Genomic DNA, 13,009 nt, shown 5'->3' with positions numbered 1-13,009 from the left:
GATCTAGTCGCAGCATCTTTCGTCTGCCGCGCAGACGCCTTCGTTGCGCGTTATGCCGGGGAAACGACTGGGCGGCGGCAACTGGCGATTGAGCGGCAGTCCGCCCAAAACGGCCTGCTTCAATGGCGTTAATGTGCAAGCTCAAGGCTGGCGCCACGGCTAGCGGTTGCCACGCCGCCACCTGATCCTTGAAAGTCCGCCAAAAAGAATCACGCCCTGAACAACAAGCCCGATGAACTCCGCTAGCAACTCGCCGAATAGAGCACCCTTTGCCCCTATGACGCCACTGAAGAAGAACACTGCAGGAACGCCCACGGCGGCTGCCGCGATGTTGGCGAGCGCAATCCAGTTGCCCTTCTTTTCGGCGACCATGGACAAGCCGAGTCCCCGCGATGCGCAAATTGTCAAAATCACGGCGCCAGCGATAGCTGTCAGTTCAAGTGGCACGTCTACGACGCCAGAGAAGACGAAATCGGCCACCCACGGCGCGAGGAACGCAAATCCAACGCCGGCGAAGACTCCAAGCCCACAGTTCAACAGGAGGGACTGGCGGCTACGCTTTACGTTATTTTCTCGGTCAGCACCCACCCAGCTTTGTAGTCGACTTGGGAAACCGCCCAGCAGGCTCAACGCCATGCGCATGAGTCGTTCGACAGCTGTGAACAAGGGCGCTGCCGACGGCGCAGCGACAGCGACGATCGCGATTGGCAACGTGGTGTACACGGCGCCAATCGTTCGCCCGATCGTAAGCGGAAAGTGTTCCCTCATCACAGAAGCGCCGCGCTTGAACTCCCCGCGTCCCGGCCAAAAGCCGTTGCCAGTGGCGAAAGCACTGAGAGTCCACGTTAAGATTGCCGCCGCTACGAGGGCGAGCCCATAGATGAATAGAGGAGCACCTTGCAGATAGGCGACGGCACAGACGGCAGCCGCTACGATCTTCGGCAAGCCCTCTACCCAGAGGATCGTCAAGGGGCGGTTGCACCCAATCAGGTACCAACTCGGGCTCAATGCAGCCGCTGAGAACCCAAGAGCTATAACGGCGGCCGCACCCTTATCGCCATCAACAATCAAGAAGCTCGCTAACGCCGCCACCGGAGCCAATAACGCCAACGCAGACAGCCGGGTTGCTGCCGCAGAGACATAAAGCGAAGACCGCTTCTCGTTCGTTGAGTGCGCAACCTTCTGCGGCCCTAAGACACCCCAACCGAGATCAGCCATGATCGCGGCTGTCCCTCCGAGGGACTGCGCAACTCCGAAAACGGTTAGACCTACGGCCCCGTATGCAGTCGTGAGAGCGGGAAGGACTAGAAGAGGGGTAACGGCGCTCAAGCCGGGGATGAGGAGGTACAGCCCGATGACGCCTATCCGCCGCAACCACCTCACTACTTTGAGTTCCCGCATCCGCGGGTCGAGGTATAGGACTCCTCGACCCCACGTAGTACATGCCGCACAGCAGCGGGCAAAGGCCCCCCGAGTCCGCTCAATACCTTTTCGGAAAAAGGCGCAGGCGGCGCTGACATTGTCGTATCAATGGCCCGCAGTATCTCGTTCGCGAGGGCTTGAGGCTCCGGTTGAGCGACAAACAAGCGCTCGTCGAGCCCCGCGCGCGTGCCTCCCAGCTCGTTTGTAACCGCTATGGCGCCAGAACAGACCGCATCGAGCGGGGGATGCGATGGGTGCGGGCTGTGTTGCAGCGAGAGAACGATGTCGCTCGTTGCAAGAATGTCAAAGTATTCTCCCCAAACCAGCTTGCCGAGTGAGTGCAATCTGTGAGTGCTTGAGAGCTCAACATCCGCATGTTGTTCCCCGGCGGAAACGAATGTCGCGTCGATGCCCCTACGTTCTAGTTCTTGGGCCACTAACGTGAGCGCCGAAACTCCTATATCGAAGAGATTGCGAGGCTTGGAAGGCCGCGCGTAGAAGAACAATCGCGGGACAGCAGAGGGCTTTCGTGTCTCCGAAGAACTGCGAAGGCGCGTCAGGTCCAAGCTCGGCCCGAACACGCTTTCCGGGTCGATGTCGACGGACTCCTCGTCACGAAGGTAGTGGGCGAGCAAAGTGGAGTTAACCAACGATGTGAACCCGGCGTGGTATGTGGAGCGAGCGAGTGCGAACTGGGTTGACCACGGGTAGAAACCGGGTTCGTAGTCCTGGATTAAATAGATCACCCGGGCATTCGAGATTAGTCCAAGTCGACAAGCCACATCGATCGAGTGCGCCGTGGTCCAGTGGGTCGCGAGCCACAAGTCGTCCGTCCCCACCTCGCTTTTGACGAGCTGAGTGCCGCCGATCATGGTGAAGTCCGAATCGAATCGGAACTCTTCGTTCAAGTACCGCGCCATCGCCGGGCGATCGCTTGGGCGCACAGCGTCGCCCAACGAGATGAGTCTTAAAGGCAACGATGCTTCTTGGGCAATTGTGCATGCGACCTCCAGCGCCGTTTTGACGCCGGCGAATACTGCATCCGGTCGCATTTCCGGGAGAACAACGTTCACCGCGGAGGGCCGATCGGCCCGCCAGCTTAGGCTCGACACTGCCATGCTCGACCGATCAAGTCGGGAAAATGCGTTTGAGCCGCTAATCGTTGAGGTTGCGCCTCGGTAGGCTGCCGCGAATCGACGAAATTTGTACGCGTTTGCTGCGCGCCTGAAGCTCTTACTAATTAGACTCATGTCCACCCCTCGACTGGTCGGGGTACTCATGTATGTTTTCCGCCCCCGCCTCACTCTATTCGACGAGGCTTCGGCGGCTTTTGCGCCGCGAGTGAGCCAGTCGCACGAGCACGCGATGCGCGCTGCGTGGCTGACAACTGTTCAACGGCCCCGAGGTGCAACAAAGCGCCGATGCTCGGAGCGTTACGAACAATCCTTGGCTCGCCCATCGTGCATGGCAGTTACCCCACGCCCAGTCGCGCGTCGGCAGGGTGCGAGCGCAGTTGTTTGAGCACTTGCCGTGGGACCCGTGCATTCGGTCTCGTTCTACATTTCGCCGGTCTACTGCGGGGCAGGAGCGGACGAGAATGCGGCACCCTCAAGCAAGGTGTCGCCGCGCCAACTCGATCAGTACAGCTGGGATGGACCTGGTTGGCATCAGCTGTGTCCGCGGACGGTCGCGGAGGCACTACTCAACTTGGGTTACCAGCAGTCGTCGGACCAGTATTCTTCGCACTCGGGCGAACACCAATATACGCGCGCGCCTCGAGGCAGAGGCCGGTGGCATTGCTTGCATCGACGGTTCGCGAGGAAGGGAAGGGCCGCGGAAAGGAGCGTCCGGATCGCATGCGGCTGTTGCTCTGAAAGCCAAAGCATGGCGGCTCCGTTCTGTGTCCTGTGATGCCAACAGCTTACCTATTAATGAGACATGCTCATGTCCCCATTTGGGTGACTTGTGCGATGTCGCTCGGTCCTCAGGTTTTGTTCGCACCGGTCTGGCTGCTTTGATGAACACATGAGCCGGGCTGATTCCAACAGAGGCGATCGACAAAACAAGGGGAAGAAGCATCGGTGGCCGCTTCTGCTTTTCATCGGATTTGTAATCCTTCTCCTGGGCGCATCGGCCTGGGTTGCGGTTCGCGGGGTGATGGCGAAAGCTGAGCTTGAATCTGCCGTTCCGCTCGCCGGTGAACTCAAGGAGCAGGTTCTCAACCAGCAGGTTTCCAAAGCCGAAGTTACCGCTGGGGCGCTTGAACACCACGCCGCTCGGGCGGCGTCCTTGACAGGTGATCCAATCTGGCGCATCGCGGAGTTTGCGCCGTGGCTTGGGCCTAATCTCACAGCTTTCCGCGAGATTGCCGAAGTGACAGAACGGGTTTCGGAGGACGCGGTGGGGCCTCTGATGCAGTTGGCGGCTTCGGTTCAGTTGAACGCATTGAAACCAACAGATGGCGCTGTCGACTTGCAATCTCTCGTGGCAGCAAGACCCGTCGCGGAGAGTGCCTCCACCGCAATCGCAGATGCACAGGTCAAGTTGGCGGACATTGATACGGACTCGACCGTGAGTCCGCTTCGCGCGGCGGCCGAGCGCCTCTCCGTACAGTTGGCGCAGGTCGCTGAGCCTGTGGAAGCCATTCGCGTCGCTACCGCGCTGGTTCCCGAATTTCTGGGGGATTCGGGTCCCCGAAGTCTGCTCTTGCTCTTCCAGAATCCTGCTGAGCTCCGAACCACCGGCGGTATTTCGGGCGCGCTTGCGCTGCTCGAGACAAACGCAGGCAGTATTGACTTGGTCCAGCAGGCCTCGAGTACAGATTTCCCCGGGTTCGACGAGCCGGTCGCTCAGCTCCCTGACTCGACTCGGGCCCTCTACGGAGATATCACGGCCAAGTACATCCAGAACGTGAACCTCACACCCGATTTCCCGCTCTCGGCCTCGCTGGCTCGCGACATGTGGGCGAAGCGGTATGGGACGTCAGTCGATGGTGTGATTTCGATAGACCCCATCGCGCTCAGCTACATCCTCGAAGCGACTGGGCCTATCACGCTTGCAACGGGGGACATTCTCTCGGCTGAGAATGCGGTGAGTTTGCTGCTACGGGACGCGTACGTTCGGTACAGCAAGCCAGCACATCAGGACATTTTCTTCGCAGCGGCGGCTTCGGCCGTATTCGAGAGAGTTGCCGGCGGGGACCTGGACGCTTCAAAGCTCATCGACGCCCTCGCGAAGTCGGGAAGTGAGCGACGTATCAATCTATGGAGCGCAGTGGAGGCGGAGCAGGAGGAATTGGCCGCGACGCCCCTAGCGGGGGCGCTTCCCAAGAAAACCGAAACAACTCAGCCCTTCGGCGTCTACCTCAACGATGCGACCGCGGCAAAGATGGATTTTTACCTGGACGTGCAGATTGCTGACGGGCAAGTAACGTGCCGAAAAGACGATCGCGCGACCTTCGGCATCTCGGTGACCTTGACAAACAACGCACCTCTGGATGCCCCCGTTACTTTCCCCGACTATGTCACTGGGGCGGGCGTTTTCGGGGTCACGCCGGGAAATATCAAGACGCTCGTGAACGTGTACGGCTCGCCTGAGCTTCAGAACCTTGGCGTCTTGAGGGACGGCGCCGTGGTTCCCCATCTACCAGCGACCGATGCGGGCTATCAGGTCAGCCAGATCGCAGTCGAACTGGCGCCGGGCGAAAGCACGACCTTGCTCTTCGGGTTCCTGGGCGATGGCCAATTCGACGGAGCAATCGAGACGGAACAGACACCAGTAATTAACCGTCACGAAACAACAAAGCTATCCCTGAGCTGCGAAAATCCTCTATGGTAAGAGGAGTGTCATCTAAGACACGCCGTTGTCGATCGACAATCTATAGTCCTGGGGGGTCTATAAATCATGTTCAAAAAATCACTGGCAGCGTTAGCGCTCGCAGTAATGGCCATCTTCGCTGTTCCGGCCGCAGCAACCGCGTATGGCCCAGCCTCTAACGGCACAGTAGTTGGAGATGTGACTGCGGGAGGTAACGTCACCATCAACTTCGCCGCTGGAGCATTCGTCGGCGGCGAGTCCGTCACCTTCGTAATCTCGGGTAACGGCGGCGTGACCATTGCTGCCTTCAAGGCAGCAACCGACGACGCTGTCAAGACCGCAAACGCCGACGGATCCGTCGGCGCAGTCGCCGCACTTCCGACGAACGCATCGGGAAGCTACAACGTGACGGCTACCGGAGCGTCAGGCCGAATCGGCACCGCAACGCTCACCGTTGCAGCAGCTGACGCAGGCAGCGGCCTGCCGAACACCGGTTCTGAGGTTCCCGTGCTCGCACTCTGGACCGCCGGTGGAGCGCTTGCACTCGGTGCAGCACTCATCGCTGTGATGACGATCGTTCGTCGCCAGCGTCTCTCGCAGGACTAGAAGAACCGCAACTCAAAACTTGCGGGACTCTGAAAACTGATTGACGGAGAAGGCCCCAAGCCTCAAGCTTGGGGCCTTCTTCGCGTCTGTAGGCTGGGAGCACAATGAAAATATCCGTTATCGGCTGTGGCTATCTGGGTGCCGTTCACGCAGCATCCATGGCCCAACTTGGCCACGACGTCATTGGCGTCGATGTCGACAAGGCAAAGATCGAAGCGCTTGCCCAGGGCAAGGCTCCATTCTTCGAGCCGGGTCTGCCCGAGCTTCTCATCGAGGGTGTCGAATCAGGGTCGTTGCGATTCAGCACGGACATTGCTGATGCTCGCGATGCCGTAATCCACTTCATCGCTGTGGGCACCCCGCAGCAGAAGAGCGGTACAGGCGCCGACCTGACCTACGTCAACGGCGCTGTCGATGCTCTGCTGCCACACCTCAAAGCCGGTGACCTCGTTGTGGGCAAATCCACCGTGCCCGTCGGTACAGCCGAGAGGCTCGCGGCGATCATCGAACCCACCGGAGCGCAGCTGGCGTGGAACCCCGAGTTCCTCCGCGAAGGATTTGCCGTCAAGGACACCATCGCTCCAGACCGTCTCGTCTACGGCGTGCGCCAGACGTCAGAATCGTCGGGCAATCCTGACGAGAGCAGCGCCGTCGCCCTTCTTAATGAGGTCTACGCGCAGGCGATCGCGAACGAAACCCCGCTCGTGGTCACTGACTTCGCAACGGCCGAGCTTGTGAAGGTGGCGGCGAATGCGTTCCTCGCGACCAAGATTTCATTCATCAATGCCATGGCTGAAATCGCCGAAGTGGCCGGCGCTGACGTCACTGAATTGGCGGATGCGATCGGTTACGACGCCCGTATCGGCCGAAAGTTCCTGAATGCTGGCGTCGGTTTCGGTGGTGGATGTCTTCCGAAAGACATTCGTGCGTTCACCGCTCGCGCTGAGGAGCTTGGACGAGGGGAGTCCGTCGCCTTCCTCAAGGAAGTGGACGCGATCAACCTGCGCCGCCGCGACCGGGTCGTCGAACTCGTTGTCGACGCGCTCGGGGGCAGTGCGTACCGCAAGAAGGTAGCCGTGCTCGGTCTGGCCTTCAAGCCAGACAGCGACGACATTCGCGACTCGCCAGCGCTCGACGTTGCTGTGCGCCTGCACGGCCTCGGTGCACACGTTGTTGCGACGGACCCTGAGGCCATCGCCAACTCTCGCATCAGGCATCCGCAGCTCACCTTCGGTTCGACCGCTGACGCGCTCGAAGGAGCTGACATCGTCGTTGTCCTGACCGAGTGGAAAGAATACCGCGCTCTCAAGCCGGTGGAGCAGGCATCCGTCGTACAGGGCCAGATCGTTGTCGACGGGCGCAACTGCCTCGATGTGGCTGCCTGGCGCAGCGCAGGATGGCGCTACATCGGGCTCGGACGCCGCTGACTAACGACGACCGATGACACTCGATGAGTCGTTCGATCCCAGGCGAAACTCGCTCAACGCGTTTCGCCTGGGACTGGCGGCTCTCGTCGTGGTCTCACACTCATGGCTTCTCAGCGGTTCGGGTGCCCAGCCCGAGCTCGGCGGGCTCGCCCTCGGGTCCTGGGCGGTCATCGGCTTCTTCGGGCTTTCCGGTTTCCTGATCACCCGCAGCCGACTCTCGAGCGCGTCGGCAACGGTGTACTACCGAAACCGAGTGCTCCGGATTCTGCCGGCATTCATCGTCTGCATCCTGGTGGTGGCGTTCGTTCTCGCACCGGCATCCGTGCTCCTGGGTACCGGCGCGTCGTACTCCGCGACGAGCGCGCTCACCTACGTGCTCACGAACCTCCCGCTGTCGCTTCAGTTCGTGGCGCAGAAGGGCATCGAGAACACACTGGTCGGGCTGCCCGTAACCGGGTACTGGAATGGCCCGTTGTGGACATTGTTCTGGGAAGCATGCTGCTACGTGATCGTCGGTGTCCTGGTCAGCGTGCTGCATCACCGCTGGCTCCCGGGGGTCGTCGGCGCTCTCTTCGGCATCTCGACGGTGGTCGTGGCCCTCACGACCGCCGGCGTTCTTCATCTGGATGCCGGATGGACACCGGTGGCACCTCTGTTTGTCGCGTTCTTCGCGGGGAGCCTGGCGTATCTTCTGCGACACAGGCTTGACGTATCGTGGCCGACAATCCTCGCCTGCCTGCTCGTTATGGCTGCTGCAACAGTGGTGGGGCATGCGGCCGCCTTCATCGCCTTGCCCGTTCTTCTGCTGATGATCCGGCTCAGCAACGCGCTCCCGTTGCAGCGGGTCGGCAGACGGTACGACCTGTCGTATGGCATCTACATCTACGGCTGGCCGGTCCAGCAACTCATCGCCCTCGTGACCTTCGGCACCGGGTTGCACGTCGGCTGGTTTGTGCTGCTCAGCCTTTCCTTCACCGTTCCGCTCGCGATGGCCAGTAGCGCGTTGGTGGAGCGGCCGGCCCTGCGGCTCAAAGCCAAAAGTCCCGCACCTCGAGTGGCAGCCCTCTAGCCGCGGACATCAAGAGAGGGATTCAGGCGATGCCTGAATCCCTCTCTTGCTCTTCGTAGGCAGTCCTGGGGGGATTCATGTCTACTCGGAGTTCGGATGACCCGATGGGGCCATCCTATCTCGTTTTTGAGGATTTCTCAGCTACTAGTTTGAATGTTCGTGATTTCGCGACTTTGCCTGCTGGCGAGCAAGTGTGCGCCGCTTCAGAAGTCCGATGACGATCAGCAGAACACCAACGCCAGTGAAGAGCGCAGCACCGATGACCGTGCTCGCCTGCCAGGCGGCGTCCGCCGTCGCATTCCCTTCGACCGGGGTGTTCGCACCCTCGAGCGCATAGCGTCCGACCAGGATCAGCCCGAGCACCAGAAGGATCGACCCGAAGATGAGCCAGCGCTTGCTCGTTGATGCGGTTTCAATGTTGTTGGTGGTTGCCATGCTTCAACGCTACGAGGACCCAGGGGCCCGAGGCACCGGGTTGACTTGTCGAGTCACTCGTTGCACACGACGGATGACGTGCCGGAGATGATCAGGTCGGCGCGCGACCGCGACGGCTCGATCAGCACGGCGTTGGAGCCGTCGACGGTTGTCGCCCACGCTTCGGCGGCATCGGGGGAGCGCCCGTGTCGCTTGTGCCGGTCGACAAGGCGCCGCAGTCGTTCATCCTCCGGCGTCTCGCAGAACCATGCCTCGACGAGCAGGTCACGGATGCCCGACCACGGCGCCTGATCGATAAGAAGGTAGCTGCCTTCGGTCACAACGATCCGAGCCGACGCGGGGATCGCGATCTCCCCGGCGATGCCCTCGTCGACGCGCCTGTCAAAGCTCGGGGCATACACGGTGTGGTCGGTCTCGCTCAACACGCGCCTCAGCAGCGCGACAAATCCCCACCCGTCGAACGTGTCGATCGCGCCCTTGCGGTCGTGGTTGCCGAGCCGGTCCAACGTCGAGTTGGCCAGGTGGTAGCCGTCCATCGGCAGGTAGACGGCGACGGGCTCGTTCGCACTGCCGCCGACGGCCGCGTGGATGGTGTCAACCAGGCGGCGTGCGATCGTCGTCTTTCCCGCACCGGGACTCCCGGTGATGCCCAGAATCACCCGGGCGTCCTCCCGCAACAGTGCAATCGCGCGTTGGGTCAGAGTGTTGCTGTCTGCGGTGGCCGCGACAGTGGCATCCGCTCTACTTGTCGACACGGTTGGCGTCGAGAAAGTTGCTCAGGTACCCGTGCGCGTGCCGAGCGAGGGCCGGACCGTCGTTCCACAGGTTGCGCCAGATGGCGAGATCGTTGGAAAGGGTCGGCGAGACAATGGCCGACGAGAACGACTCGAAGGTGATCGCGCCCGTGTAGTTGGTCTCGGTCAGCGCGTGGAAGAACGACGTGAAGTCGAGGTGACCGCTGCCCAGGTATCCGCGGTGGTTCTCGCCGACGTGGATGTAGCCGAGCCGATCGCCGGCGAGAAGGATCGGCCGCACAAAGTCGTCCTCCTCAATGTTCATGTGGTAGCTGTCGAGGTGAATGAGCACGTTGTCCTCACCGATGTCGTCGGCGAGCGTCAGTGCCTGGCTCGCCGTGTTGATGACGTTGGTCTCATAGCGATTGCAGATCTCGAGACCGAGCGTCATGCCTTTCGCCTGGGCCTCCTGCGCCAGTTCCCGCAGCACGCTCACCACGTTGTTGCGCCCGGTGGGAGTGAGCGCGTGACCGTACTTGCCGAGCGCGCTGTACAGGGCACCGGTGAGCAGCGTGCCACCGAGTTCGGAGGTCACCCGCAACGAGTGCTGCAGCAGCTCAGCCCCTCGGGAGACCACGGCTGCGTCGTCGCTGGAGATGTCAGCGTCGAAGGCGAGGCCCCGGGAACAGACGACGTCGAGCCCCGCATCCTCCAACGCGGTCTTCGCCGCTGCCGTGTCGAGGTTCGTGGCGTCATGAAGCGACAGCTCAAGAATGTCGTACCCGGCCTGCTTCGCCTCCGCGACCGCCAGGGCCACTTCGTCCGGACCGGTCCCTCCCGTGAACACGAGAGCGTGAACGCCGAGCTTGTTGATCGCCATGATCGTTTCCTAACCGAGTGGCCCCGCCACTCATCGGTGAGCTGCGTGCGGGAGAACGTGTTGGCGATGTTACTGCGAAGGCAGGCCCTCGCGGCAGGTTTGCTTGCGCGGTTTTAGATCAGCGGATGCCTAGAGCGTCGCGTTTCGCAGTTCGGGGATGAGCTTCTCCAAATAGGCTGCGGTGTCTTCCCAGTCGTCCACAGCGTGGGTGCGAACGCCGAGAGCCTTGACCGGGTAGTCGTTGCCGTTCTCGTCGAGCCGGTCACCAACGAAGAGCATGTCGTCGAGGGGGATTCCGGTGAGCTCGGCCAGTTTCTTCATGCCGTATGCCTTGTCGATGCCCTGACGGGTGATGTCGACAGAGGTCGAACCGCCCGAGCGCACCTCGAGGTCGGGCAGGTCGGCCTGCACGGCTTCGCGCAGCGTGTTCTTCTTCTCGCCAGACGGGTCCCATGCCTGCTTGGCGGCGACAGGTGCTGCCTGGCCGAGCGCTGAAAACGTGATTTGTGAGCCGCGGTCCTCGAGAATCGGACCCCAGGTTTCGTCCTCCCACAGGCCAAGTTCCTTGGCGCGCGCCTCGACAGCGGCCAGCGCCCGTGCCTTCTCGTCTTCGGTGAGGTTCTCCGCGTAGATCTGCTTCCACAGCGAGTCCTCGAAGCGGTAGTACTGGGTGCCGCAGGTGGGCATGAGGTGCAGCCGGTCCAGGTGGCTCGAGCTGGAATCCGGAAGGTTGTCGATGGCCTGCATCTTGAACTGGCTGAACTGGCCACCCGAGATGATGCACACCTCGACAATGTCGAGCAGCTCGCTCAGCAGGCGTGACATACGCGGATCCATGGGGGACTTCGACGGAGCGAGTGTGTCGTCGAGGTCGAATGCCACGAGAGTAGTTCTTGTCATCGGTCGGATCCCCTTACCCAGAAAAAATGCCTCGAAAAACGGGACGAGGCGCGGTCCCAGCCTACCGAACGTGCGCCTCAGCTTTCGGAGCGGCTGGATGTGGAAAGCTGGAGCTGCGTCGGAACGTTCATTCGGGCGGGTAGCGGGGGTAACTGTGAGCGACTTTTCCATCCTTACTGTGTGTTCGGGCAACATCTGCCGGTCGCCCATGGCCGAGCAGCTGCTTCGAACAGGGCTCGCTCAGCATGAGGGAATCCGCGTGTCGAGCGCCGGCACCGTTGGACTTATCGGGCACCCGATGGATGCCCAGGCCGCGGCGCTCGCCGCACAGCTCGGTGTGACGGACACCGGTTCGCACATTGCTCGTGAGCTTGACGCTCCCATCGTCGGCGACGCGCAACTTGTGTTCGCCATGGCGCGCGAACACCGGCGGGCCGTCGTCGAGCTCGAACCTCGTGCGGCGCGTCGAACCTTCACGATCCGCGAGTTCGCCCGCATCGTGACCGAGATCACGGATGACGACCTGGCCGAGGTCGCCGCACTCCCGGCAACAGACGCGCCGGCTCGCCTGTCAGCGGCGGTCGCCGTTGTCGCATCGATGAGGGGAATGGTTGACCGGCCGGCGTCCCCGGAAGACGACGACGTCATCGACCCGTACCGCCGGACAGCCGATGTCTACGAGCGGTCGGCGAGCGAGCTGCGACCGGCCGTGAACGCGGTTGTCGCCTTCACGCACAGGGTCCTCTCGCTGTAACTGATTGGCCCACGCGACAATCCCTCCTCTCGAGAGGGATCGAGCCGCTTGCCAACGCCACATGAAAACCCGGGAAGCTATCAAGCCCGTCGAGCGCTGGCAACCCCTGCACGTCGACGAGGAATGGACGTAGCGTTTCGGGGTAGAAGGGCGGCGGTCATGATCATCACAACCCTCGCGATCGGTGACCGACGTTTCCGACTGGCGCAGAACGTCGACGTTTCCCGACTGGAAGACCAGCTGCTCGACGCCATGCGCGCCGGCGGCGGCGTCGTTCCAATCCCCGCCGCCGGACTTAGTTCTGTTCGCGCCATCGTCACTCCCGGGCTGCCCGTGCTCGTCGAGACGGCCGAGGAGCCGGAGTCCAGCATGCCGAACCTCGAGGACGATGTCTCTTACGACAACTATCTCAGCGACTACCTGCAGGACTTGTGACGCCCTGCGCCGTTGCGGGCGCCGATGTTTTGGGCACAGATGTTGCGGGCACAGATGTTGCGGGCACAGACGTCTTGGGCTGCGGCGACGACTCAGCGGCCTCGGGCTCCGCGAGCAACACCAGACCACCGGGGCCGAATGCGCACTCAGAGAGCCGCTCGACCCACGCCCGGTTCAGCGCCGGCATCTGGTTCGTGGAGTACTCGTATTGCAGAGAAAGTGACGGGTGCAACCAGATGGTCGTCCGTCCGCCTTCGGCGTTAGGCCAGCTGAAGTAGAAGGATTCAGCGCGGCGCAACTTCGATCCGATCACGATTTGCAGGTGCGCCAACGTGCGGTCTTCAAACTCGATGGGGCGACCGCCGTCATAAGAAAGGGAACCCATAGCTATCTCCTGAGAGTAGATTGCATGTCCCGGGTCCGGGGGAGCTAGCTAACCTGAGTTTACGACGCCCGTGAAGGCGGCGCCATCTTTTCTTTTCGCCCATGGCCGCAGCGCGCTTTCCCCGCGGAATAGAAGTAGGTTGGGCA

Annotated in this window: 13 protein-coding genes; 6 read left to right on the top strand and 7 right to left on the bottom strand. The window is 61.6% G+C overall.

Going from position 1 to position 13,009, the window contains the following annotated elements; translation table 11 throughout:
• Positions 1 to 159 precede the first annotated feature (159 nt).
• The gene (locus D9V28_RS12020; RefSeq protein ID WP_147440978.1) at positions 160 to 1,218 is read right to left on the bottom strand and encodes a hypothetical protein; all 1,059 of its coding nucleotides are present in this window, start codon (positions 1,216 to 1,218) and stop codon (positions 160 to 162) included.
• Positions 1,219 to 1,382: 164 nt separating this feature from the next.
• Positions 1,383 to 2,540: a rhamnosyltransferase WsaF family glycosyltransferase gene (locus D9V28_RS12015; protein ID WP_147440977.1), complete on the bottom strand. Its 1,158-nt coding sequence runs from the start codon at positions 2,538 to 2,540 to the stop codon at positions 1,383 to 1,385.
• 1,171 nt (positions 2,541 to 3,711) lie between these two features.
• Between D9V28_RS12015 and D9V28_RS12010 the strand changes: the two genes are divergently transcribed.
• The 4 genes from D9V28_RS12010 (at position 3,712) to D9V28_RS11995 (ending at position 8,340) form a co-directional block, all read left to right on the top strand.
• Positions 3,712 to 5,259, top strand: coding sequence for a DUF4012 domain-containing protein (locus D9V28_RS12010; protein WP_183086520.1), 1,548 nt, complete (start codon positions 3,712 to 3,714; stop codon positions 5,257 to 5,259).
• A 66-nt stretch (positions 5,260 to 5,325) separates the two neighbouring features.
• The gene (locus D9V28_RS12005) at positions 5,326 to 5,844 is read left to right on the top strand and encodes a hypothetical protein (RefSeq protein WP_121659968.1); all 519 of its coding nucleotides are present in this window, start codon (positions 5,326 to 5,328) and stop codon (positions 5,842 to 5,844) included.
• Between the two features lie 104 nt (positions 5,845 to 5,948).
• Positions 5,949 to 7,271: a UDP-glucose dehydrogenase family protein gene (locus D9V28_RS12000; RefSeq protein WP_121659967.1), complete on the top strand. Its 1,323-nt coding sequence runs from the start codon at positions 5,949 to 5,951 to the stop codon at positions 7,269 to 7,271.
• 13 nt (positions 7,272 to 7,284) lie between these two features.
• Positions 7,285 to 8,340 (top strand): acyltransferase family protein, encoded by a 1,056-nt coding sequence (locus tag D9V28_RS11995; RefSeq protein WP_121659966.1) that lies wholly within the window; start codon positions 7,285 to 7,287, stop codon positions 8,338 to 8,340.
• Positions 8,341 to 8,484: 144 nt separating this feature from the next.
• Here D9V28_RS11995 and D9V28_RS11990 read toward each other — a convergent pair whose 3' ends face one another.
• The 4 genes from D9V28_RS11990 to D9V28_RS11975 all read right to left on the bottom strand — a co-directional run bounded on the left by D9V28_RS11990 (position 8,485) and on the right by D9V28_RS11975 (position 11,289).
• Positions 8,485 to 8,775, bottom strand: coding sequence for a hypothetical protein (locus tag D9V28_RS11990; protein WP_121659965.1), 291 nt, complete (start codon positions 8,773 to 8,775; stop codon positions 8,485 to 8,487).
• Between the two features lie 53 nt (positions 8,776 to 8,828).
• Positions 8,829 to 9,530, bottom strand: coding sequence for a nucleoside/nucleotide kinase family protein (locus D9V28_RS11985; protein ID WP_121659964.1), 702 nt, complete (start codon positions 9,528 to 9,530; stop codon positions 8,829 to 8,831).
• Positions 9,517 to 10,389 carry a sugar phosphate isomerase/epimerase family protein gene (locus tag D9V28_RS11980; RefSeq protein WP_121659963.1) on the bottom strand — a complete coding sequence of 291 codons (873 nt, stop codon included), beginning with the start codon at positions 10,387 to 10,389 and terminating at the stop codon, positions 9,517 to 9,519. The genes D9V28_RS11985 and D9V28_RS11980 overlap by 14 nt, the downstream gene beginning before the upstream one ends.
• A gap of 129 nt (positions 10,390 to 10,518) precedes the next feature.
• Complete coding sequence (locus D9V28_RS11975; RefSeq protein ID WP_121659962.1) at positions 10,519 to 11,289, bottom strand: HAD-IIB family hydrolase; 771 nt, start codon at positions 11,287 to 11,289, stop codon at positions 10,519 to 10,521.
• 154 nt (positions 11,290 to 11,443) lie between these two features.
• Here D9V28_RS11975 and D9V28_RS11970 point away from each other — a divergent pair, with 154 nt between their 5' ends.
• Positions 11,444 to 12,043 (top strand): arsenate reductase/protein-tyrosine-phosphatase family protein, encoded by a 600-nt coding sequence (locus tag D9V28_RS11970; protein ID WP_244934445.1) that lies wholly within the window; start codon positions 11,444 to 11,446, stop codon positions 12,041 to 12,043.
• A 159-nt stretch (positions 12,044 to 12,202) separates the two neighbouring features.
• Entirely contained in the window at positions 12,203 to 12,478 is a 276-nt protein-coding gene (locus tag D9V28_RS11965) for a hypothetical protein (protein WP_121659961.1), read from the top strand.
• Here D9V28_RS11965 and D9V28_RS11960 read toward each other — a convergent pair.
• A complete protein-coding gene (locus tag D9V28_RS11960; protein ID WP_308472555.1) occupies positions 12,453 to 12,863 on the bottom strand; it encodes a DUF7882 family protein in 411 nt (136 codons plus the stop codon). The genes D9V28_RS11965 and D9V28_RS11960 overlap by 26 nt on opposite strands.
• Positions 12,864 to 13,009 lie beyond the last annotated feature (146 nt).

This window comes from Mycetocola zhadangensis, assembly GCF_003668565.1.
GTDB lineage: Bacteria > Actinomycetota > Actinomycetes > Actinomycetales > Microbacteriaceae > Mycetocola_A > Mycetocola_A zhadangensis.
Note: the sequence above shows the minus strand (reverse complement) of the source record. Positions and strands in the feature narration are given on the sequence as shown.